The following is a 20,626-nucleotide window of genomic DNA, read 5'->3' as shown; positions in this document are numbered from 1 at the left end:
ACGTGCTTTGGTGCGTCGATCTGACGGAGGGTACGCAGAGAGTATCGTTGATGCGGGTATCGGAAGCGGTCGCTCGCGTACGAAACCGGGGGGAAGCAGGCCGCCGCATGTGGGTGGATGAAGAAGGTGTCGTTCATGTGATCGCGCTCTGAGATCGGGCGATCCTGCCGGATGAGTTGCAGATCGCCTATCTGGAGTTGGCGGCATCCGAACGGGAATCGTTCCGCCGTCGTCTCAAGGAGCTCTCGCATGAGGTGATGCAGGAGACTCGTGCCCATTTCGTGAATACCGAGGGCGAGAGCCGGTCCCCGAGATTCCCCGACGAAGAGGAAGCGTTCGAAGAGGAAGAGCTGCCGGAGTCGTTCCGTCTGCGCGCGAGTGACCTCGAACAGCTGCTGACGGAGATCTCCGAGGTCGACCTCCGGTGGAGGGACGACGTGGTGACTGCGGCTGACATCCAGTTCTCCGACCTGGAGCGAGAGAACTTCGGGTGGCGGGGCAGGGCCCGCAGAGTGTTCGGCCGGCTGACGGGCCGCGCCCAGTACGTGCTGCTCCCGTGACCCGTGAGACCGCCCGTTCGGTCGCGGATCGCACCCCTTGCATCACCCAGATCGCAGGTCTCCTTGCACACGGATCGCCTCAGGAGCGGATGTCGGCAGGAGGCGCAGCGAAAACCGGCGATGTTCCGGCGGAGGGGCGGTTCAGCGGATCAGCAGAATGCCCGGCAGGCCGCTCCAGGCGGTGTCGGCGGTGACGATCTCCCGGTCGAGGCGCCTGCCCAGAGCCAGGCACAGTCGGTCGCCGAGCGACAGACCAGAACCGCGCTGCCACAGTTCGGCCGCGGTTTCGGCGTCCTCCGCACTGACGGACTCGATCGAGAGACCGAAACTGAGCAGCAGTGCTCGTGCCTCTCGCCAGACCCCTCCCTGCAACGCGACCTTCTGCGCCACTTCGGACCAGTTGGCGGCCCCGCAGCAGCAGCCATCCTCGAGGTACGCGGCCACCGTGGAGCCACCCGGTTCATCGAAGAGGAACGCGAGCAGGGCGCTGGCGTCGAACACCCTCATGCTCAGGCGCGCCCCTCATCCTCGCGTTGTGCGGCCGCTCGCCGTTCGGCCATCAGCTCCGACACCGCGTCCTTGCCGACGAGACTGCTGCGCACCCGTGCCAGAAGCTGCTCGCGGGTGAGCAGCAGCACGCTGCCGTCATCCTGCTCGACCGCGGTGAGCGTGGTGCCTTCGATCCACCCCTGGCGGGCACGCAATTCCGATGGGAGGACCACGCGCCCCTTTCCTCCCACTCGCATCGTCAACGTTCCACTCATGTGATCATGGTACCACCACCTCGTAGCCGGGCGCGTGCTCCAGGGAAGACGCGGGGGCGCGCGCTACGCTGGGATCCCGAGAACCGAGAAGGAGCCCCGATGATCTACCCCGACCTCGATCTGGAGATCCCCGAGCGGCTCGGGCGCGTCCACTTCGTCGGGATCGGCGGCTCGGGCATGAGCGGCATCGCGCGGATGATGCACGAGGCCGGGGTGCCCGTGACCGGCTCGGATCGCAGCGCGAACTACGCGACCGAGGCGCTCGAGGCGCTCGGCGTGCCGGTCGCGATCGGGCACGACGCGGCCAACGCGGGCGAAGCCGACACGCTCGTCGTCACGGGCGCGCTCTGGCAGGACAATCCCGAGTACCGGGCCGCGCTCGACCGGGGCATCCCGGTGCTGCACCGCTCCCAGGCGCTGGCCTGGCTCTCCCGGGCGGGTCGCGTGGTCTCGGTGGCCGGCGCGCACGGCAAGACCACCTCGACGGGCATGATCGTGACCGGACTCCTCGGCGTCGGCGCCGATCCGTCATTCGTGAACGGCGGGATCATCGAGGCGCTGGGCACCTCCTCGGGCACGGGCGCCGACGAGCTCTTCGTCATCGAGGCCGACGAGAGCGACAAATCCTTCCTGCTCTACGACACCGCCGTCGCGCTGATCACGAACGTCGATCCGGAGCATCTCGACTTCTACGGCTCCCGCGAGGCGTTCATGGCGGCGTTCGTGGAGTTCGCACGCGGCGCGCGCGAGCTCGTGGTGGTCTCGGCGGACGACCCCGGTGCCCGCGAAGTGATCGGGGCGCTCGGCGCCGACGCGCGGCTGCGGACCTTCGGCGAGGCCGAGGGTGCGGACGTGCGCCTCGTGGACGTCGACGATTCGGGCCCGGTGCGATTCGCGGTCGAGACGGGCGGGGAGCGGTTCGAGGCCGCGCTGTCGGTCTACGGACGTCACAACGCGGTGAACGCCGTGGGCGCGCTCGCGGTGCTGACCGGCCTCGGCTACGAGCCCGGTCCCGCGCTGGCCGCCATCGCGGACTTCGGGGGCACGAAGCGTCGCTTCGAGTTCCACGCCGAGGTGGGCGGCGTGCGGGTCTACGACGACTACGCGCACCACCCGACCGAGGTCGCCGCCCTGCTGGACTCCGCACGGGCGGTGGTCGGCGAGGGCCGGTTGATCGCGATCCATCAGCCCCATCTCTTCAGCCGCACCAGCACCTTCCACCGCGAGTTCGCCGAAGTGCTCGAGGCCGGAGCCGACCACACGGTGGTGCTGGAGGTCGACGGCGCGCGGGAGGATCCGGTGCCCGGCGTGACGGGAGCGCTCGTGTCGGACGACTTCGCCGATCCCGCGCGGGTCGCCTACATCGACGACTGGCAGCGCGCGGCCGACTACCTGGCCGAGTTCGCCCGCCCCGGAGACGTGATGGTGACGATGAGCTGCGGTTCCGTCTACCGCATCATCCCGCAGGTGGTGGGGGCGCTGCGCGGGCGATTCGGCACGCCGGATGCCGGCTCGCAGACGAGCACCGAGGCGGTGCCGGGCACCGGCTCGCAGACGAGCACCGAGGCGCGGTGAAGCGCCCCGGCGGCTTCGACGGGGCGCCGGACGCGCCCGAACCGCTGGAGGAGCCCGCGGCGGAGGGCGCCGAGCGGGTGTTCGGCCTCGGCGCGGGCGTCGACCCCGGTTTCGGCGAGGAATCCGCGGCAGCGCCCCGGGCGGCGGCCTCGTACGGGGTCCGGCTCCCGACCGAGGGGAGCGGGTCCGTCGATCGCGGCGCCGCCGCGCCGCGAAGCGGATCCTGGCTGGAGGAACGCCTCGGCCGGACCGGATCCGCGGAGGTGCGGACGGCTGCGAACGGGGACGGGCCGGAGGGGTCCGTGCGAGGGGCGGCCAGGGAGCTGCGCCGCGCGCGTCGGGCCGTGCGCCGCCGTGAGCGCAGGGAGGGGCGTCGTTTCACCGCGCACGGCCGTCGCCGCCGCCGGTACTGGCTGATCGCTGGGGCCGCGATCGTCGCCCTGGCGCTGTTCGTCGCGATCGGCGTGCTCAGCCCGCTCATGGCGGTGCGGGAGGTGCGGGTGGCGGGGGCGTCCCGGGTGGACGCCGAGGAGCTGCTCGCGGCGCTCGAACGGTTCGACGGGACGCCCCTGGCGCTGGTCACCGAGCAGGAGGTGCACCGGGCGCTCGAGCCGTTCCCGCTGATCCAGCGCTACGCGGTGGAGCGCCTGCCGCCCGGCACGCTCGTCGTGCGGATCGAGGAGCGGGAGGCGGTGATCGCCGTGCGCGAAGACGACGGGTTCCGCCTGCTCGATCCGGCGGGCGTGCTCGTGGCGACCGAGAAGAAACGCCCTCGCGGGGTTCCCGCGGCACGGGGAGCCGTGACCGATGCCTCCTCCTCCGCGTTCGAGGCCGCGGCCGGGATCGTCCGGGACCTGCCCGAGGAGTTGCGCCGTCGATTGACTCGGGTGACCGCCTCGAGCGATCAGGACGTGGAGTTCACCCTCCGCGACGGGGTCGTCGTCTTCTGGGGGGACGCGGAGGATACGCAGCGCAAGGCGGTGGTGCTGGCGACGATGCTCGAGGCCGTCGAGCAGGCCGCGCGGATCGATGTGAGCGCTCCGGACGCCCCCGTGTTCGAATGAGCGCCGCTCCGGATGCGCGTCCGACCGCAATCGGGCTGGATGCGGTGTGTCGGGGCGATGGGCGGCGCGGATGCCCGTAGTTTGGAGATCGGTAAATGTATACCCGAATACTAACTTTAAACCTGAAGTGAAGGTTGAAAGTTGAGGGGGAGGACCCACGTGTCAGCGAACCAGAACTACCTCGCGGTCATCAAGGTCGTCGGCGTCGGCGGAGGCGGGGTCAACGCGGTCAACCGGATGATCGAGCTCGGGCTGCGCGGCGTCGAGTTCATCGCAGTGAACACCGATGCCCAGGCGCTGCTGCTCAGCGACGCGGACGTGAAGCTCGACATCGGCCGCGAGCTGACCCGCGGTCTCGGCGCCGGCGCCGATCCCGAGGTGGGCCGGCGCGCGGCCGAGGACCACGCGGACGAGATCGAAGAGGCGCTGGCCGGTGCGGACATGGTGTTCGTCACGGCGGGAGAGGGCGGCGGCACCGGCACCGGCGCCGCCCCGGTCGTCGCTCGGGTCGCCCGCGCCGTCGGCGCGCTGACGATCGGCGTCGTCACCCGGCCCTTCGGCTTCGAGGGGAAGCGGCGCGCGGCGCAGGCCGACGCCGGCATCCACACCCTCCGCGAGGCGGTCGACACGCTGATCGTCGTGCCGAACGATCGTCTCCTCGAGATCAGCGAGCCCGGGATCAGCATGATCGAGGCGTTCGCCGCGGCCGATCAGGTGCTCCTCGCCGGTGTGCAGGGCATCACGGATCTCATCACGACGCCGGGTCTGATCAACGTCGACTTCGCCGACGTCAAGTCGGTCATGCAGGGAGCCGGAAGCGCGCTCATGGGCATCGGCTCGGCGCGCGGAGCGGATCGGGCCATCAAGGCGGCCGAGCTCGCCGTCGCCTCGCCGCTGCTCGAGACCAGCATCGAGGGCGCGCACGGCGTGCTGCTCTCCATCCAGGGGTCCTCGAACCTCGCGCTCAGCGAGATCACCGAGGCATCGGAACTCGTGCAGGACGTCGTGCACCCCGAGGCCAACATCATCTTCGGAACCGTCATCGACGACACGCTCGGCGACGAGGTGCGCGTCACGGTCATCGCCGCGGGCTTCGACCCCGAGCAGCTGGCCGCCCACGCGGAGCAGCAGCCGGCCGGCCGCGGCCGGCGCGGCAGTCACGTCGAATCGCTCGAGGAGGTGGCGCCCGCCAGATTCGGCACCGCAGCGGTTCCGGTCTCGGCCGCCGAGCGCGAGGCCGCGGAGCCGGAGCGCGATTTCGGCGAGCCGGTCACCCATCCTCCGGTCGAGGACCAGCTCTCCGACGCCGCGTTCGAGAGCGACGACGAGGATCTCGATATCCCCGAGTTCCTGAAGTAGGGGCGCCGTGTCGTCCGAGGAGCGCCCGGAGGCGAGCGACGCCGAACTCGCGCAGCGGCTCGAGTCGGTCCGTTCGAGGATCGCCGAGGCGGCGCGGGACGCCGGACGTGCGGCGGAGGAGATCGCCCTCATCGTGATCACGAAGTTCCATCCCGCCGAGCTGGTGCGCCGACTCGCGCGGCTCGGCATCGGCGACGTCGGCGAGAACCGGCACCAGGAGGCGCAGGCGAAGGCCGCGGAGCTCGACGATCTCGCCCTGCGCTGGCACTTCGTCGGGCAACTGCAGACGAAGAAGGCGAGGCAGGCCGCCCAGTACGCCCATGCGATCCACTCGATCGACCGCGAGCGACTGGTCGATGCGCTCGCCACGGCAGAGGTCGCCGATCCGATCGACGCCTTCGTCCAGATCAACCTCACGGAGGATCCGGCCCGCGGCGGAGCGGCGCCGGGAGAGCTCGAGCGCATCGCCGAGCGGGTGCTCGCGACGCGCACGCTCCGGCTGCGCGGCGTGATGGCGGTCGCGCCGCTGCCCGAGGAGGAGCCGGCGGCCTCGGCCTTCGCGCGACTCCGGGAGTATTCGGAACGCCTGCGTGCGCTCGAGCCGAGCGCGGCGGCGATCTCCGCCGGCATGACTCACGACTTCCCCGAAGCCGTCGCGGCCGGCGCGACACACCTCCGCATCGGCAGCGCAATCACCGGAAATCGGCCTCCGGCCGGTTAGGCTCGACACACGGCGGTTCCGCTGCCCCGCCGACGAGATGTTCGAGGAGAGATGATGAGCAACCCTCTGAAGAAGACGATGGTGTTCCTGGGGCTCGCCGAGGAGGATCTCGACGGCCAGGAGACCGGTGTCGTGCGCGAGGCCGAGTCGGCCGCTCCCGCGGCGCGCCCCGCTCAGCCCCGTGCCGCCCAGGTGACGCCGCTGCGCAAGGTCACCCCGACGCGGCAAGCGCCCGCGCAGGCGATGAGCGAGATCCTCACCGTGCACCCGAGCGCCTACAGCGACGCGGCGGCCGTGGCGGAGAGCTTCCGGGACGGCGTGCCGGTGATCCTGAACCTCTCCCGCATGAACGACGCGGAGGCGAAGCGCATCATCGATTTCGCCAGCGGGCTCTCGATGGGGCTGCACGGCAAGATCGAGCGGGTCACCAGCAAGGTGTTCCTGCTCTCGCCCGAACACATCACGACGAGCGGCGATCAGCAGTCCCGGAACGAGGACGGTTCGTTCTTCGTCGGCGGCACCGCCTAGTCCTGCGCATCCATGATTCTGGCGGTCATCGTCCTGGTGCTGGTGTGGCTGCTGCGCATCTACACCTATGTGCTCTGGGGCCGTTTCATCATCGATTGGGTGAGGGTCCTCGCCCCACGGTTTCGACCTCGGGGAGCGCTCATCGTCGTCTTCGAGGTGATCTTCACCGTCACCGATCCCCCCATCCGCTTCTTCAGACGGGTGCTCCCGCCCATCCGGCTCGGGCAGATCGCACTCGATCTCGGGTGGATGCTGACCATGCTCAGCTGCTGGATCCTGATCGCGGTGCTCCGCGTCATACCCGTGTAACGCCGAATCTTTGCTACGGTTATCCCTGACCATGTTCATGGTCCCGATGTGAAAGAGACGTACGAATGGCCCTGACACCCGAAGAGGTCGTGAACCAGAAGTTCACGATTACGAAGTTCCGAGACGGTTACGACCTTGACCAGGTCGACGACTTCCTCGACACCATCGTCGAGGACCTGCGTCAGCACGAGCAGGAGAAGGAAGCTCTCCGCGCGGAGCTCGAGAGTGCCAGGGAGCGCATCAAGGAGCTCGAGGCTCAGCTCGAGAGCGCCTCGCAGGCTCCGGCCCAGGACGCGAGCGCCGTCGTCGAGACGGCCGCGGCCGAGCAGACCAGCGTGTCCGAGCAGACCATCGTGGTGGACGCGCCGCCCGCGCCGAGCTTCCAGCCCGCGCAGCCCTCCCATCACGACGGCGTGCCGGAGGCGGATGCGATCAAGTCGAGCGCGATGCTGCAGCTCGCTCTCGAACTGCACGACAAGTACATCCACGAGGGAGAGGTCGAGCGCGACCGACTCGTCGGAGAGGCGGAGAAGACGGCCTCGAAACTCGTCGGAGAGGCGCAGAAGCAGCGCGCCGACGAGTTGCAGGCGCTGTCCTCCGAACGGCAGTCGATCCGGCAGCGGATCCAGGAACTGCGCGAGTTCGAGTCGGAGTACCGCGACACCCTCACCTCGTACATCCAGGCGCAGCTCCGCGAGCTCGAGGGTTCCCCCGAGCCCAAGGGCGGCCGCAAGGCGCTCGACTGACCCGGCAGCTCGGTGAACGACAATGCGCGAGCCGAGCACGGGGATGAGGCGTCCTCCGAGGACGCGGCCGCGACGGCGCCCGAGCGCGCCGCGAGGCGCGGTCTCCCCATAGCGCTGCTCGTCGGCGTCGCGCTGATCGTCTATCTCGTCGATCAGCTCAGCAAGAACTGGGTGGTCGCCAACCTCACCGAGGGGCAGTCGGTCCAGGTGATCGGCGACTTCCTGCAGTGGCATTTCGTGCGCAACCCCGGGGCCGCGTTCTCGATCGCGAGCGGCGCGACCTGGGTGTTCACCATCCTGGCCGCGGCGGTCGTCGGCGCCATCCTCTGGCAGATCCGGCGGCTCGGCTCGCGGAGCTGGGCGCTCTTCTTCGGACTGCTGCTCGGCGGCGTGCTCGGCAACCTCACGGACCGGCTCCTCCGCGAGCCCGGCTTCCCGGTCGGCCACGTCGTCGACTTCATCCTCACGCCGTGGATGTGGCCGGGGATGAACCCCGCGATCTACAACGTCGCCGATATCGGCATCGTCTCCGCGATGCTGCTGTTCGTCGTCATCACCTTCCGCGGTCTCCCGATCACCGGCGGCCCTCGGAGACCCGATCGGCGGCCCGCAACCGACGGGATCGCCGACCGTGCAGACGAGAGTTCGCCCGAGAGCGCCCGGGGCGGCGCGGGAGCCGGCTGATGGAGCGCCGTTCGATGCCGGTGCCCGAGGGGCTGGCGGAGCAGCGTGTCGACGCGGCGCTCGCGAGGCTGTTCGGCTTCTCGCGGACCTTCGCGGCGGAGATCGCCCAGCGGGGCGGCGTCACGCTGGACGGTCGCGCGCTCGGCAAGGGCGACCGGCTTCCCGCCGGCGGGCTGCTCGAGGTGAGCTGGGAGGAGCGGGTCGGCCCGGAGATCGTGCCGGTGCGCCTGCCCGAGCTGGGCGTCGTCCACGACGACGACGACATCGTGGTGATCGACAAGCCCCCGGGCGTCGCCGCCCATCCCTCCCTCGGCTGGAGCGGGCCGACGGTGCTCGGCGCGCTGGCGGGCGCCGGGTACCGGATCGCGACCTCCGGACCGCCGGAGCGCCAGGGCATCGTGCACCGCCTCGACGCCGGGACGAGCGGGCTGATGGTCGTCGCGAAGAGCGAGCGCGCCTACAGCGAGCTGAAGCGCGCCTTCAAATCCCGCCAGGTCGAGAAGTTCTACCACGCGGTCGTGCAGGGCCACCCCGATCCGCTGACCGGCACGATCGAGGGTCCCATCGGCCGGCATCCCGGCAGCGAGTGGAAGTTCGCGGTGACGCGCGACGGGAAGCCCTCCGTCACCCACTACGCGACCCTCGAAGCGTTCCCGCACGCCTCGCTGATCGAGGTCGAGCTCGAGACCGGGCGCACGCACCAGATCCGGGTGCACATGTCCGCGCAGCGGCACCCCTGCGTCGGCGACGCCATGTACGGCGCCGATCCGCGCCTCAGCGCGCGACTCGGGCTCGAACGTCAGTGGCTGCACGCCGTCCGGCTCGGCTTCAGGCACCCGGGCGACGGGGAGCCCGTCGAGTTCACGAGCCGCTACTCCGACGATCTGCAGCGGGCTCTGAGCGCACTCGCGGGGGAATGATGGCGGCGCAGACTCTCCGCGGCGCACCTCGACTGCGCGAGGCTCGAGGGTCCGGCCGGCTTCCCAAGTATCCGGCTCGGCGCTGGGCGCGCTGGGCGCTGCGGCTCGGGTTCGCTCTGCCGTTCCTGGCCCTGGCCCTCCTGCTCGACGCGAACGACGACGGGTACTTCAGCGGAGAGACCGCCAATGCGGAGCTGCTCGCCGAGGTGCGCGGCGTCGGCGCCGGCGAGGTCGGGATCGATGTGCTCGGGGCCCTCTACCCGCCGATCTCCTCGCTGATCGCGCTGCTCGTGCCCGGGGGCGCGCTCGGCCTCGGCATCGTGGGCTCCCTCGTGGCCGGATTCTTCTGCCAGCGCGTCTTCGAGTGGTTCACCCGCCGGCGCGTGCCGCGCCTCGACGGGTCGATCCTCCTGCTGCTCATCGCGGGCACGCCGCTGACCGCGTTCCTCGTGACGACGAACCTCGAGATGACCCTCGGAGCCGTGCTGTTCGGCCTCGGCATGATCGACCTGATCCGCTTCATCGTCTACGCCAACACGCAGGCCGGGTTCCGCGTCGGCCTCTACTTCGCGACCGCAGCGCTCTCCGCCCCCGCCTTCATCTTCTCGATCCTCCTCGCCGGATGCGTCGCCCCGCTGCTCTACCACTCCCGTCTCGGTTCGCGGATCGCCAACGCGCTCGTCCTGGTGTTCCCGACCGTCGCCGCCTTCGGCTCGGCCTCGCTGCTCGGGCTCGTGTTCCGCTCGGACCCCCTCCTTCCGCTGCGGAACACCGGATTCGACCCCGCCGACGACCGTCTGCAGGCGACGCTCGACGTGCTCGGCTCGAGCTGGGGCTGGCTGCACTTCGTGCCCACCGTCCTCAGCATGCTGCTCGCCCTCGCGGCGCAGCGGCCGCTCATCGCGCTGGCGCCCCCGCTGATCACCGCCTCCTTCCTGCTCATGTCGGCGACCGGCGTCAGCCCCGTCGGGTCGTCCGGCACGAGCTTCCTCATCCTGGCCACCGTCGTCGCCGCCATCTGCGCGCAGCGGCTGCGCGACTGGCACCGGGTCGCCGCGCTGACGCTGGTCGTCCTGCAGGCGCTCGTCGGCTGGGCGCTGTCGTTCCTGCTCTACCCGAGCGTCGGTCAGTGGTGGCGCGCGCTCACGGGCGGAGCGCTCGGATGAGCGTGCGGACCATCCGGGTGTCGCCCGAGATCGCGCACGACGCCTCGCAGGGACTGTGGGAGCGCGATCCCGGCCTCTCCGCGCGGCGCGTGCTGAGCCGGCCCCAGGGCTGGGGGATCGCGGTGTGCGCGTTCCTGTACGTGCTCGCGGCGGTGCTCTGGACGCGCGACACCATCGTCGCCACACTGCTCGTCACGAGCCTCGCCTTCCTCAGCGCCACGGCCTTCAAATTCTGGGTGTCGCTGCGCGGCGCCCGCTACGATCTCGCGGATCGCATCGACCCCGAGGAGATCGCCGCGCTGGACGATGCGGAGCTGCCCGTGTACACGGTGCTGGTGCCGGTGTTCCGCGAGGCGAACATCGTGCATCAGCTCGTCGACAACCTCGGAGCGATCGACTATCCCGCGGCTCGGCTCGAGGTACTCATCCTCGTCGAGGAGGAGGACGAGGAGACGCGCGCCGCGGTCGACGCCTCCGACGCGCCCGACAACTTCACCGTCGTGATCGTCCCCCAGGGGCAGCCGCAGACGAAGCCGCGCGCCTGCAACGTGGGCCTCGCGATCGCGCGCGGAGAATACCTGGTGATCTACGACGCGGAGGACGCCCCGGAGCCGCTGCAGTTGAAGAAGGCGCTGCTGGCCTTCTCGCGCGCCGGCGACCGGACGGCCGTGATGCAGGCGTCGCTGAACTACTTCAATGCGGGAGAGAACGTGCTCACCCGCATGTTCACCCTCGAGTACGCGTACTGGTTCGACTACATGCTGCCGGGGCTCGACATCGACGCCCTGCCGATCCCGCTCGGCGGCACCTCCAACCACTTCCGCACGACGGCGCTGCGCGAGCTGGGAGGCTGGGACCCCTTCAACGTCACCGAAGACGCCGATCTCGGCATCCGGGCGAGCGCGCTGGGCTACCAGGTGGGCATCGTCGACTCGGTGACGATGGAGGAGGCGAACACCTCGATCCCGAACTTCGTGCGGCAGCGCAGCCGTTGGATCAAGGGCTACATGCAGACGACGCTCGTGCACGCGCGCTCGCCGCTGCGCCTGATCCGCGAGATCGGCCTCCGCCGCTTCGCCGGTTTCGCGCTGCTCGTCGCCGGCACGCCGCTGACCTTCCTCGGCGTGCTGCCCTTCATACTGCTGACGGGCATCACCTGGCTGCTGCCGTCGCACGTCATCGATCCGCTGTTCCCGCCAGCGGTCGCGGTCGTCACCCTCTTCAACTTCCTGATCGGCAGCGGCATGATCGTCTACCTCAACATGATGGGGCCCTTCAAACGCGGCGATTTCGAGCTCGTCCCCTGGGCGCTGCTCAACCCGGTCTACTGGATCCTCCACTCCGTCGCGTCCTACAAGGCGCTCTGGCAGCTCGTCGTGCGCCCGCACTACTGGGAGAAGACCGAGCACGGACTCACGACGCACCGGGCGGACGGCGGCGGGCAGTAGCCTAGAGGGGGTCGGCGCACGCCGGGAGACAGGGGGCTTCTATGAGCGATCGAGACGGTTTCGTCCATCTGCACGTGCACAGCGAGTACTCGATGCTCGACGGGGCCGCCCGCGTGAAACCGCTCATCTCGGCGGCCGCCGAGCAGGGCATGCCGGCCATCGCCATCACCGACCACGGCAACACCTTCGGCGCCTTCGACTTCTGGAAGACGGCGCGGGACGCCGGGATCAAGCCGATCATCGGGACCGAGGCCTACCTGGCACCGGGCACCCATCGCAGCGACCGCACCCGCGTGCGCTGGGGCGACGGCGGGGGCGACGACGTCTCGGGCGGCGGCGCCTACACGCACATGACCATGCTCGCCCAGAGCACGGAGGGCATGCACAACCTGTTCCGGCTGTCGAGCCTGGCCTCGATCGAGGGGTACTACTTCAAGCCGCGGATGGACCGCGAGCTGCTGCAGCGCTATGCGACGGGGCTCATCGCGACCACCGGCTGCCCGTCGGGGGAGATCCACACCAGGCTGCGCCTGGGGCAGTTCCGGGAGGCGCGGGAGGCCGCCGCCGAGTTCCAGGACCTCTTCGGCAAGGAGAACTTCTTCTGCGAGATCATGGATCACGGCCTCGAGATCGAGCGCCGCGTGCAGAAGGAGCTGCTCGAGATCGCGCGCGACCTCGGGATCCCGCTGCTCGCCACGAACGACCTCCACTACACGCACCAGCACGACGCGAAATCGCACGAGGCGCTGCTGTGCGTCCAGTCCGGTTCGACGCTCGACGACCCGAACCGCTTCAGGTTCGACGGCGACGGTTACTACCTGAAGAGCGCTGCGGAGATGCGGCAGCTCTTCCGCGAGCTGCCCGAGGCCTGCGACAACACCCTGCTGATCGCCGAGCGCTGCGAGAGCGAGTTCAACACGCGGGCCAACTACATGCCGCGCTATCCGGTGCCGGAGGGCGAGACCGAGGAGAGCTGGTTCGTCAAGGAGGTCGAGCGCGGGCTGCACTACCGCTACCCGTCGGGCATCCCCGACGCGGTGCGCAAGCAGGCCGAGTACGAGACCGGCGTGATCGCGCAGATGGGCTTCCCCGGCTACTTCCTCGTCGTGGCGGACTTCATCAACTGGGCCAAGGACCACGGGATCCGGGTCGGGCCGGGCCGCGGATCCGGCGCGGGGTCGATGGCCGCCTACGCCCTGCGCATCACCGACCTCGACCCCCTGCAGCACGGGCTGATCTTCGAGCGCTTCCTCAATCCGGATCGCGTCTCGATGCCCGACTTCGACGTGGACTTCGACGATCGTCGCCGCGGCGAGGTGATCAAATACGTCACCGAGAAGTACGGCGACGAGCGGGTCGCGCAGATCGTCACCTACGGCACGATCAAGTCGAAGCAGGCGCTCAAGGACGCCTCGCGCGTGCTCGGCTTCCCCTTCGGCATGGGGGAGAAGCTGACCAAGGCCATGCCCCCGGCGGTGATGGCGAAGGACATCCCCCTCGCCGGGATCACCGATTCCGAGCACGCCCGCTACAAGGAGGCGGCGGAGTTCCGCGCGGTGATCGAGGTCGACCCGGACGCGAAGACGGTGTACGACACCGCGCTCGGGCTCGAGGGGCTGAAACGCCAGTGGGGCGTGCACGCCGCCGGCGTCATCATGTCGAGCGATCCGCTGATCGACATCATCCCCATCATGAAGCGCGAGCAGGACGGCCAGATCGTCACGCAGTTCGACTACCCCACCTGCGAATCGCTCGGCCTCATCAAGATGGACTTCCTGGGCCTGAGGAACCTCACGATCATCTCCGACGCGATCGAGAACATCAAGCTCAACCGGGGCGAGGATCTCGACCTCGAGACGCTCGAGCTCGACGACGCCGCCTCGTACCAACTGCTCGCGCGGGGGGACTCGCTCGGCGTCTTCCAGCTGGACGGCGGACCGCTGCGCTCGCTCATGCGGCTGATGAAGCCCGACAACTTCGAGGACATCTCAGCGCTGATCGCCCTGTACCGACCCGGGCCGATGGGCGCGGACTCCCACACGAACTACGCGCTGCGCAAGAACGGCCTGCAGGAGATCACGCCGATCCATCCCGAGCTGGAAGAGCCGCTCAGGGACATCCTCGACACGACCTACGGCCTCATCATCTACCAGGAGCAGGTGATGGCGGTCGCGCAGAAGGTCGCCGGATTCTCGCTCGGACAGGCGGACATCCTGCGCCGGGCCATGGGCAAGAAGAAGAAGGAGGAGCTCGACAAGCAGTACGAGGGCTTCTCCGGCGGCATGCGGGAGCGCGGTTACTCCGACGGCGCCATCAAGGCGCTCTGGGACATCCTGCTGCCCTTCTCGGACTACGCGTTCAACAAGGCGCACTCGGCCGCCTACGGGCTGGTCAGCTACTGGACCGCCTACCTCAAGTCGCACTACCCGGCCGAGTACATGGCCGCGCTGCTCACCAGCGTGGGGGACTCGAAGGACAAGCTCGCGGTCTACCTCAACGAGTGCCGTCGGATGGGCATCAAGGTGCTCCCGCCCGACGTCGGGGCGTCGTTCGTGAACTTCTCGGCGGTCGGGGGCGACATCCGCTTCGGGCTGGGAGCCGTGCGCAACGTGGGCGCCAACGTCGTCGAGGGGATCCGCGCCGCGCGAGAGCGCGACGGGGACTTCGGGTCCTTCCACGATTTCCTGAAGCGGGTTCCCGCGACGGTGCTGAACAAGCGCACGATCGAGTCCCTGATCAAGGCCGGCGCGTTCGACACCTTCGGCGACACCCGGCGCGCCCTGCTCGAGATCCACGAGGGCGCCGTGGAGGCGGCGGTGCGGGAGAAGCGCGACGCCGAGCACGGCAACGTCGGCTTCGACTTCGACAGCCTCTTCGCCGAGGCCGCCGACGCGGGGGACATCGCCGAGGCGGTCTCCCTCGTCCCCGACCGTCCCGAGTGGTCGAAGAAGGACAAGCTGGCCTTCGAACGCGAGATGCTCGGGCTGTACGTCTCCGATCATCCGCTGCGCGGGCTCGAGTCCGCGCTGGCGAAGGAGTCCTCCACCTCGATCGAGCACGCCGTGGGCCCGGACACCGCGGTGGACGGGGAGACCGTGGTCGTCGCCGGGCTGCTCACGAACGTGCAGCACCGGACGGCCAAGTCGGGCAACCTGTACGGCATGGTGACGGTCGAGGACTTCACCGGCGAGGTGCAGGCGCTCTTCATGGGCAAGTCCTATCAGGAGTACGGCCAGCTGCTCAAGCCGGATGCCATCGTCGCGGTGCGGGGCAAGCTCAACGCCAGGGACGACGGCATGTCGCTGCACGCCTACGCGGTGAAGCCGATCGATGCGGTCGTGCAGGACGAGGCGCCGACGCTGACGCTGCGGCTCGAGGAGCAGCGCGCTACCGAGAGCCTGCTCCTGGAGCTGAAGGATGCGCTCCGTCGGCATCCCGGCGAGAGCGAGATGCGCCTTCAACTCGTCACCCCGGCGAGTGTCCGGCTGTTCGAGTTGCCGCTCCGCGTGCGGGTGGGCCCGGACCTCTACGGCGATCTGAAGGGACTGCTCGGCCCGCGGTGCCTCGTCAACGGCTGAGCGGACGACGGCCCATCAGGTCAGCCACCAGACGACCAGCCCGATCACCGCGCTCGACAGCACGAGCACGGCGAGTGCGCGGGGGCGGAGCTGCTCCCTGACGTGGAACCCGTAGTCGCCCCATCCCTCGCAGTCCTCCGTGCCGGGGTAGACGAGTCTGCCGGGACGCCAGGTGCAGATGATCAGCCAGTCGATGATGAGGACGTCGAAGAGGACGAACAGCGCGCCGACGACGAGCGCCATGAGGGCGAGCTCGAGGAACCCGGCCTCGGGGCGGAGTCGTCCCCACGACCACACGACGCCTCCGATGCCGCAGATCAGCGCGATCACGAACACGATGCCGCCGATGACCCCCGCCCGCCGTTGCGCGGCCGTCGGCGCGGGTGCGCGCCGACGGATGTCCTCGGGGTAGTCGTCGAGGAACGCGTACGGCGCCAGGAACTCCACGGCGATCAGCACGGCACCGCAGACGACGGTGACGAGGAGCCCGAAGCCGAGCGCGTGGGCCCACCACTCGGACGCCGCCGTGCCGATCATCCCGTTCGCCCTCCCTCCGCTTCCGGCCGCCAGTCTACGAGCCCGGTCCGTCATCCGTCCGAAACACTGGCGGGGTAGTGTGGTGGCATGAGCGAGACACAGCAACGGATCATCGACGCTCTCGGCGTCGTTCCCGCGATCGACGCCGAGGCGGAGGTCGAACGGCGCGTGGGCTTCCTCGTCGCGTACGCGCGGTCGGTTCCCGGCGCGCGGGGCTTCGTCCTCGGCATCTCCGGCGGCCAGGACTCGTCCCTGGCCGGGCGGCTGGCGCAGCTCGCGGCCGAGCGGCTGCGGAGTGGGGGGCGGGACGCCGAGTTCATCGCCGTGCGGCTTCCCTACGCGGTGCAGCATGACGAGGACGACGCGCGACTCGCTCTCGACTTCATCCGCCCGGACCGCGCGATCACGGTCGACATCGCCTCGGCCACCGACGCGCTGGTCGGCGAGGTCTCCGAGGCGTCGGGCGAGGCGGTGAGCGATTTCAACAAGGGCAACGTCAAAGCCAGGATGCGCATGGTGGCGCAGTACGCGATCGCGGGGGACCGGAGGCTCCTGGTGATCGGCACCGACCATGCCGCGGAAGCGGTGACCGGCTTCTTCACCAAGTTCGGCGACGGCGCCGCCGATGTCCTCCCGCTGTCCGGGCTCACCAAGGGGCAGGGCGCCGCGCTGCTGGCGCACCTCGGCGGGCCGGAGCGGCTCTGGCAGAAGGCTCCGACGGCCGATCTGCTCGACGGCGAACCCGGGCAGAGCGACGAGTCGAGCCTCGGCCTGAGCTATGCGGACATCGACGCCTACCTCACGGGGCGCGGGGTGCCGGCCGGTGCGGCCGCGGAGATCGAGCAGCGCTACCGGGCGACGGAGCACAAGCGGCAGCTCCCCGTGACGCCCGCAGACACCTGGTGGTCGGAGGGCTCGGAGTCCTCCGAGGCCTCGCGCACCTCTGGCGATTCGCGCACATCGCTCTCCACCTTCGTGCTGGCAGGCGGGTGCTACTGGTGCCTCGACGCCGCGTATCGGGCGCTGCGCGGGGTCGTGGAGGTCCACTCGTGCTTCACCGGTGGCGAGACGCCCCACCCCACTTACGAGCAGGTCTGCACCGGGACCACCGGTCACGCGGAGGCGGTCGCCGTGACCTTCGACGAGAGCCTCCTGCCCGCCGAGGTCGTGCTCGACGCCTTCTTCACGATGCACGACCCCACCCAGTTGAACCGGCAGGGGGCGGATATCGGCACCCAGTACCGCTCGGCGATGTTCCCGGCCGACGAGCGTCAGCGCGGCCTCTTCGAGGCGGCGCGCGATCGCGCTGCCCGCAACTGGCCGGGCGAGGTCGTGACGACGATCGAGGAGCTGGGGACGGTGTACCCGGCGCCGGAGGAGCACCAGGACTTCTTCGCGAAGAATCCGACCCAGGGGTACTGCCTCGCGGTCGCCGTGCCCAAGGTGAACAAGGTGCGCGCCTCGTTCGCCCAGTATCTGCGCTGAACGGCCGCACCGGGGCGCATCCGTCCGTGCGGCGCTCGGCGATCACGCGGCGGCCGGCACGAGAGGCGTCTCCCGCGGCTCCTCGGGGCGTCCGCCATCGGTGCGACCGGCTCCGGCGCTCTCCGACCAGCCGCTCGGAACCGCCGCCCGGCGGTCGGGAGCATCGGCTCCGCTGAATGCCCCCTCCGCCGCGGAACCACCGCCGTCGGACGGCTCGGTGCGCGCGCGTCTCTCGAAGCGGGAGACGCCCCAGCGCAGGTCGTGGCCGACGGCCTCCGCGTCGACCTCCACCGAGGTGCCGCTCCGATCGCCGTTCTCCCAGCGGCGAATGCGCAGACGTCCGGAGACGATCACCCGTTGCCCCTTCCGGAACGAGGCGTGGGCGTGCTCGGCGAGCGCGCGGAACGCGGCGACCGTGAACCAGTTGGTCTCGCCGTCGACCCATTTCTGCTGCTCCCGGTCGAAACGGCGCTCGCCGCTCGCCAGCCTGAACGTGCACAGCGTCACACCGGTCTGGGTGGTCACCAGCCGGGGGTCAGTGGCGACCGTGCCGACGATGCCGATAGGGGTGCTCATATCCGGACTCCTCACTCGATGCGGGACGCCGCGGTCCGCGACGTCGGCGGAGGCGCCGAGCGGCCGCGCCAGGTTGCTCGGCGCCTCCGTTCACAGTCTGCTCTGGCGCGCACGGCGCGGGGCGCTGGAGGCGAGATCTGTGGAGAACTCGCGCGCGGGATCGCGAAGCGGGTCCGTGTGAGGGGCGGGGCGATCCGCCGACGTCCGCACCGCCTCGTCGGCGCACGGCCCTGAGCGATGCGCTCTGCGGCGCGTCCCAGGAATGCTCGCCGTCGCGGGACATGCCCTAGTCTGGTGGGATGGCAGAGCACCGGAGACCCGCGCCGGCTCGACGGCGGGGCGCCCGAGTGCTCATGATCCTGATCATCCTGGTCGTGCTGCTCGCCGCCGCGGGCACGGGCGTCTATCTGTTCCTCGCCGACGCAGGCCCCCAGCAGTCCGCGCGGGAGGAGAATTTCCGGGAGCCCGACGTGCCGCCCGAGTTCTTCCCCGATGGCAGCGCCGCGGACAACCTCCCCTACTTCTCCGAGGTGCTGCGCGTCTACGCGGTCGGCGACGATCCGGTCGAGGGCCGGGGGCTCGTGGATGCCGTGGTGGAGTCCGGCTTCGACCGGACCGCGATGCAGGTGAGCTTCGACCGCACCAAGACCGGGCTCGTCGCCGACAACATCTTCGTCTCGGTGCTCATCGGACGGCACTGCCTGATCGGGCAGATGGTCGTGGAGGATCGCACCTTCGTCGCCGAGACGGCGCCGGCGATCGGTCCCGGGCGCGACCTCTGCCTGATCGGGGAGACCAGGGAGATCGACTGGGACCCAGCCGCATGAGGCGAAGCATCGCTTCGCGCGGCGTATGTCCGGAGCCCGCCCTCGGGCTCCGTTGAGAGTAAGCTTGTGAACCATGGCTGAGTACATTTACCAGATGGTTCGCGCCCGCAAGGCGGTCGGCGAGAAGGTCATCCTCGACGACGTCACGATGGCGTTCCTCCCGGGCGCGAAGATCGGCATGGTCGGTCCGAACGGCGCCGGAAAGTCGACCATCCTGAAGATCATGGCGGGCCTCGATGCGCCCAGCAACGGCGAGGCGAGCCTGAGCCCCGGCTACACGGTCGGCATCCTCATGCAGGAGCCCGAGCTCGACGACTCGAAGACCGTGCTCGAGAACATCGAGGGCGGCCTGGCGATCAAGGCGAAGGTGGATCGCTTCAACGAGATCTCGGCGCTGATGGCCGAGCCCGACGCCGACTTCGACGCGCTGCTCGCCGAGATGGGCACGCTGCAGGAGGACATCGACGCCGCCGACGGCTGGGATCTCGACAACCAGCTGGAGCAGGCGATGGACGCTCTGCGCACCCCGCCGGGCGACGCGCGGATCGCGAACCTCTCCGGCGGCGAGAAGCGGCGGGTGGCCCTCGCCAAGCTGCTGCTGCAGAAGCCCGATCTGCTGCTCCTCGACGAGCCCACCAACCACCTCGACGCCGAGAGCGTGCTCTGGCTCGAGCAGCACCTGCAGAAGTACCCCGGTGCCGTGATCGCGATCACCCACGACCGCTACTTCCTCGACAACGTCGCGGAGTGGATCGCCGAGGTCGACCGCGGCCGCCTGTACCCCTACGAGGGCAACTACTCCACCTACCTCGAGAAGAAGGCCGAGCGCCTCGACATCCAGGGCAAGAAGGACGCCAAGCTCGCGAAGCGGCTGAAGGACGAGCTCGACTGGGTGCGCTCCAACACCAAGGGGCGCCAGGCGAAGTCCAAGGCCCGCCTCGCCCGCTACGAGGAGATGGCGGCCGAGGCCGAGCGCACGCGCAAGCTCGACTTCGAGGAGATCCAGATCCCGGCCGGACCCAGGCTCGGCAACGTCGTGATCGCGGCCAAGGATCTGCGGAAGGGCTTCGACGGCCGCACCCTGATCGACGGACTCTCGTTCTCGCTCCCGCCGAACGGCATCGTCGGCGTGATCGGGCCGAACGGCGTGGGCAAGACGACGCTCTTCAAGACGATCGTCGGACTCGAACCGCTCGACGGCGGCGAGCTGAAGATCGGCGAGACGGTGCAGATCAGCTACGTGGACCAGAACCGCGCCAACATCGATCCCGAGAAGAACCTCTGGGAGGTCGTGAGCGACGGCCTCGACATCATCACGGTCGGCAAGACCGAGATCCCGAGCCGCGCCTACGTGTCGAAGTTCGGCTTCAAGGGACCCGACCAGCAGAAGAAGGCCGGCGTGCTCTCGGGCGGCGAGCGCAACCGGCTGAACCTGGCGCTCACGCTCAAGCAGGGCGGCAACCTGCTGCTGCTCGACGAGCCGACCAACGACCTCGACGTCGAGACGCTGCAGTCGCTGGAGAACGCGCTGCTCGAGTTCCCGGGCTGCGCGGTGGTGATCACCCACGATCGCTGGTTCCTGGATCGCATCGCCACCCACATCCTCGCCTACGAGGGCACGGACGAGGATCCGGCGAGGTGGCACTGGTTCGAGGGCAACTTCGAGGCCTACGAGGCGAACAAGGTCGAACGACTCGGCCCCGAGGCCGCGAAGCCCTCTCGGGTGACGTACCGCAAGCTGACGAGGGGCTGATCGTTCGAGGCAAAGCGCCGCTTTGC

General features: G+C 69.6%; 20 protein-coding genes and 1 pseudogene. 17 read left to right on the top strand and 4 right to left on the bottom strand.

Features of this window, described 5'->3' with window-relative positions:
• The first annotated feature begins 257 nt into the window (after nt 1-257).
• Nucleotides 258-560 (top strand): hypothetical protein, encoded by a 303-nt coding sequence (locus J4H92_RS08590; RefSeq protein ID WP_208097761.1) that lies wholly within the window; start codon nt 258-260, stop codon nt 558-560.
• A gap of 141 nt (nt 561-701) precedes the next feature.
• Here J4H92_RS08590 and J4H92_RS08585 read toward each other — a convergent pair whose 3' ends face one another.
• Nucleotides 702-1,067 (bottom strand): type II toxin-antitoxin system VapC family toxin, encoded by a 366-nt coding sequence (locus J4H92_RS08585; RefSeq protein ID WP_208097760.1) that lies wholly within the window; start codon nt 1,065-1,067, stop codon nt 702-704.
• Nucleotides 1,068-1,069: 2 nt separating this feature from the next.
• Nucleotides 1,070-1,324, bottom strand: a complete 255-nt coding sequence (locus J4H92_RS08580) for an AbrB/MazE/SpoVT family DNA-binding domain-containing protein (protein ID WP_208097759.1) — start codon at nt 1,322-1,324, stop codon at nt 1,070-1,072.
• Nucleotides 1,325-1,423: 99 nt separating this feature from the next.
• Here J4H92_RS08580 and murC point away from each other — a divergent pair, with 99 nt between their 5' ends.
• The 12 genes from murC to dnaE all read left to right on the top strand — a co-directional run bounded on the left by murC (nt 1,424) and on the right by dnaE (nt 15,422).
• Nucleotides 1,424-2,899, top strand: coding sequence for a UDP-N-acetylmuramate--L-alanine ligase (gene murC, locus J4H92_RS08575; protein WP_208097758.1), 1,476 nt, complete (start codon nt 1,424-1,426; stop codon nt 2,897-2,899).
• Nucleotides 2,896-3,963: a cell division protein FtsQ/DivIB gene (locus J4H92_RS15755; RefSeq protein ID WP_208097757.1), complete on the top strand. Its 1,068-nt coding sequence runs from the start codon at nt 2,896-2,898 to the stop codon at nt 3,961-3,963. Before murC ends, J4H92_RS15755 begins: the two co-directional genes overlap by 4 nt.
• 159 nt (nt 3,964-4,122) lie before the next feature.
• Complete coding sequence (gene ftsZ / locus J4H92_RS08565) at nt 4,123-5,322, top strand: cell division protein FtsZ (protein WP_208097756.1); 1,200 nt, start codon at nt 4,123-4,125, stop codon at nt 5,320-5,322.
• A gap of 7 nt (nt 5,323-5,329) precedes the next feature.
• The gene (locus tag J4H92_RS08560) at nt 5,330-6,043 is read left to right on the top strand and encodes a YggS family pyridoxal phosphate-dependent enzyme (protein WP_208097755.1); all 714 of its coding nucleotides are present in this window, start codon (nt 5,330-5,332) and stop codon (nt 6,041-6,043) included.
• Between the two features lie 54 nt (nt 6,044-6,097).
• The gene (locus J4H92_RS08555; RefSeq protein ID WP_208097754.1) at nt 6,098-6,571 is read left to right on the top strand and encodes a cell division protein SepF; all 474 of its coding nucleotides are present in this window, start codon (nt 6,098-6,100) and stop codon (nt 6,569-6,571) included.
• Between the two features lie 12 nt (nt 6,572-6,583).
• Entirely contained in the window at nt 6,584-6,880 is a 297-nt protein-coding gene (locus J4H92_RS08550; RefSeq protein ID WP_208097753.1) for a YggT family protein, read from the top strand.
• A 65-nt stretch (nt 6,881-6,945) separates the two neighbouring features.
• Nucleotides 6,946-7,626, top strand: a complete 681-nt coding sequence (locus tag J4H92_RS08545; RefSeq protein ID WP_208097752.1) for a DivIVA domain-containing protein — start codon at nt 6,946-6,948, stop codon at nt 7,624-7,626.
• A 12-nt stretch (nt 7,627-7,638) separates the two neighbouring features.
• A complete protein-coding gene (gene lspA / locus J4H92_RS08540; protein WP_208097751.1) occupies nt 7,639-8,310 on the top strand; it encodes a signal peptidase II in 672 nt (223 codons plus the stop codon).
• The gene (locus J4H92_RS08535) at nt 8,310-9,230 is read left to right on the top strand and encodes an RluA family pseudouridine synthase (RefSeq protein ID WP_208097750.1); all 921 of its coding nucleotides are present in this window, start codon (nt 8,310-8,312) and stop codon (nt 9,228-9,230) included. The genes lspA and J4H92_RS08535 overlap by 1 nt, the downstream gene beginning before the upstream one ends.
• The gene (locus tag J4H92_RS08530; protein ID WP_208097749.1) at nt 9,230-10,396 is read left to right on the top strand and encodes a hypothetical protein; all 1,167 of its coding nucleotides are present in this window, start codon (nt 9,230-9,232) and stop codon (nt 10,394-10,396) included. Before J4H92_RS08535 ends, J4H92_RS08530 begins: the two co-directional genes overlap by 1 nt.
• On the top strand, nt 10,393-11,844 hold the full coding sequence (locus J4H92_RS08525; RefSeq protein WP_208097748.1) for a glycosyltransferase: 1,452 nt from the start codon (nt 10,393-10,395) through the stop codon (nt 11,842-11,844). Before J4H92_RS08530 ends, J4H92_RS08525 begins: the two co-directional genes overlap by 4 nt.
• A 41-nt stretch (nt 11,845-11,885) precedes the next feature.
• Complete coding sequence (dnaE, locus tag J4H92_RS08520; RefSeq protein WP_208097747.1) at nt 11,886-15,422, top strand: DNA polymerase III subunit alpha; 3,537 nt, start codon at nt 11,886-11,888, stop codon at nt 15,420-15,422.
• 15 nt (nt 15,423-15,437) lie between these two features.
• Here dnaE and J4H92_RS08515 read toward each other — a convergent pair whose 3' ends face one another.
• On the bottom strand, nt 15,438-15,959 hold the full coding sequence (locus J4H92_RS08515) for a hypothetical protein (RefSeq protein WP_208097746.1): 522 nt from the start codon (nt 15,957-15,959) through the stop codon (nt 15,438-15,440).
• 87 nt (nt 15,960-16,046) lie between these two features.
• Here J4H92_RS08515 and nadE point away from each other — a divergent pair.
• Both nadE and msrA read left to right on the top strand, forming a co-directional pair.
• Nucleotides 16,047-16,874 (top strand): annotated as a pseudogene (gene nadE / locus J4H92_RS08510) (ammonia-dependent NAD(+) synthetase); the annotation flags it as partial.
• Nucleotides 16,875-16,934: 60 nt separating this feature from the next.
• Nucleotides 16,935-17,444 carry a peptide-methionine (S)-S-oxide reductase MsrA gene (msrA, locus tag J4H92_RS08505; protein WP_208097803.1) on the top strand — a complete coding sequence of 170 codons (510 nt, stop codon included), beginning with the start codon at nt 16,935-16,937 and terminating at the stop codon, nt 17,442-17,444.
• A 42-nt stretch (nt 17,445-17,486) separates the two neighbouring features.
• On the opposite strand, the gene ssb is transcribed toward msrA, so the two are convergent.
• Entirely contained in the window at nt 17,487-18,020 is a 534-nt protein-coding gene (gene ssb / locus J4H92_RS08500; protein ID WP_208097745.1) for a single-stranded DNA-binding protein, read from the bottom strand.
• 299 nt (nt 18,021-18,319) lie between these two features.
• Here ssb and J4H92_RS08495 point away from each other — a divergent pair, with 299 nt between their 5' ends.
• Entirely contained in the window at nt 18,320-18,847 is a 528-nt protein-coding gene (locus J4H92_RS08495; RefSeq protein ID WP_208097744.1) for a DUF6993 domain-containing protein, read from the top strand.
• A gap of 73 nt (nt 18,848-18,920) precedes the next feature.
• On the top strand, nt 18,921-20,600 hold the full coding sequence (gene ettA / locus J4H92_RS08490) for an energy-dependent translational throttle protein EttA (RefSeq protein ID WP_208097743.1): 1,680 nt from the start codon (nt 18,921-18,923) through the stop codon (nt 20,598-20,600).
• The last annotated feature ends 26 nt before the right edge of the window (nt 20,601-20,626 follow it).

Source organism: Leucobacter weissii, assembly GCF_017565745.1.
Taxonomy (GTDB): domain Bacteria; phylum Actinomycetota; class Actinomycetes; order Actinomycetales; family Microbacteriaceae; genus Leucobacter; species Leucobacter weissii.
This window is presented reverse-complemented; position numbering and strand designations above follow the sequence as displayed.

Excerpts from the sequence above, each read along its gene's own strand:
- ettA (WP_208097743.1), top strand. The coding sequence starts at position 18,921 with ATGGCTGAGTACATTTACCAGATGGTTCGCGCCCGCAAGGCGGTCGGC.
- J4H92_RS08535 (WP_208097750.1), top strand. The coding sequence starts at position 8,310 with ATGGAGCGCCGTTCGATGCCGGTGCCCGAGGGGCTGGCGGAGCAGCGT.
- J4H92_RS08495 (WP_208097744.1), top strand. The coding sequence starts at position 18,320 with ATGGCAGAGCACCGGAGACCCGCGCCGGCTCGACGGCGGGGCGCCCGA.
- J4H92_RS08580 (WP_208097759.1), bottom strand. The coding sequence starts at position 1,324 with ATGAGTGGAACGTTGACGATGCGAGTGGGAGGAAAGGGGCGCGTGGTC.
- J4H92_RS08590 (WP_208097761.1), top strand. The coding sequence starts at position 258 with ATGCAGGAGACTCGTGCCCATTTCGTGAATACCGAGGGCGAGAGCCGG.
- ssb (WP_208097745.1), bottom strand. The coding sequence starts at position 18,020 with ATGAGCACCCCTATCGGCATCGTCGGCACGGTCGCCACTGACCCCCGG.
- murC (WP_208097758.1), top strand. The coding sequence starts at position 1,424 with ATGATCTACCCCGACCTCGATCTGGAGATCCCCGAGCGGCTCGGGCGC.
- dnaE (WP_208097747.1), top strand. The coding sequence starts at position 11,886 with ATGAGCGATCGAGACGGTTTCGTCCATCTGCACGTGCACAGCGAGTAC.
- J4H92_RS08530 (WP_208097749.1), top strand. The coding sequence starts at position 9,230 with ATGGCGGCGCAGACTCTCCGCGGCGCACCTCGACTGCGCGAGGCTCGA.
- J4H92_RS08555 (WP_208097754.1), top strand. The coding sequence starts at position 6,098 with ATGAGCAACCCTCTGAAGAAGACGATGGTGTTCCTGGGGCTCGCCGAG.
- J4H92_RS08545 (WP_208097752.1), top strand. The coding sequence starts at position 6,946 with ATGGCCCTGACACCCGAAGAGGTCGTGAACCAGAAGTTCACGATTACG.
- J4H92_RS08525 (WP_208097748.1), top strand. The coding sequence starts at position 10,393 with ATGAGCGTGCGGACCATCCGGGTGTCGCCCGAGATCGCGCACGACGCC.
- J4H92_RS08585 (WP_208097760.1), bottom strand. The coding sequence starts at position 1,067 with ATGAGGGTGTTCGACGCCAGCGCCCTGCTCGCGTTCCTCTTCGATGAA.
- J4H92_RS08550 (WP_208097753.1), top strand. The coding sequence starts at position 6,584 with ATGATTCTGGCGGTCATCGTCCTGGTGCTGGTGTGGCTGCTGCGCATC.
- J4H92_RS08515 (WP_208097746.1), bottom strand. The coding sequence starts at position 15,959 with ATGATCGGCACGGCGGCGTCCGAGTGGTGGGCCCACGCGCTCGGCTTC.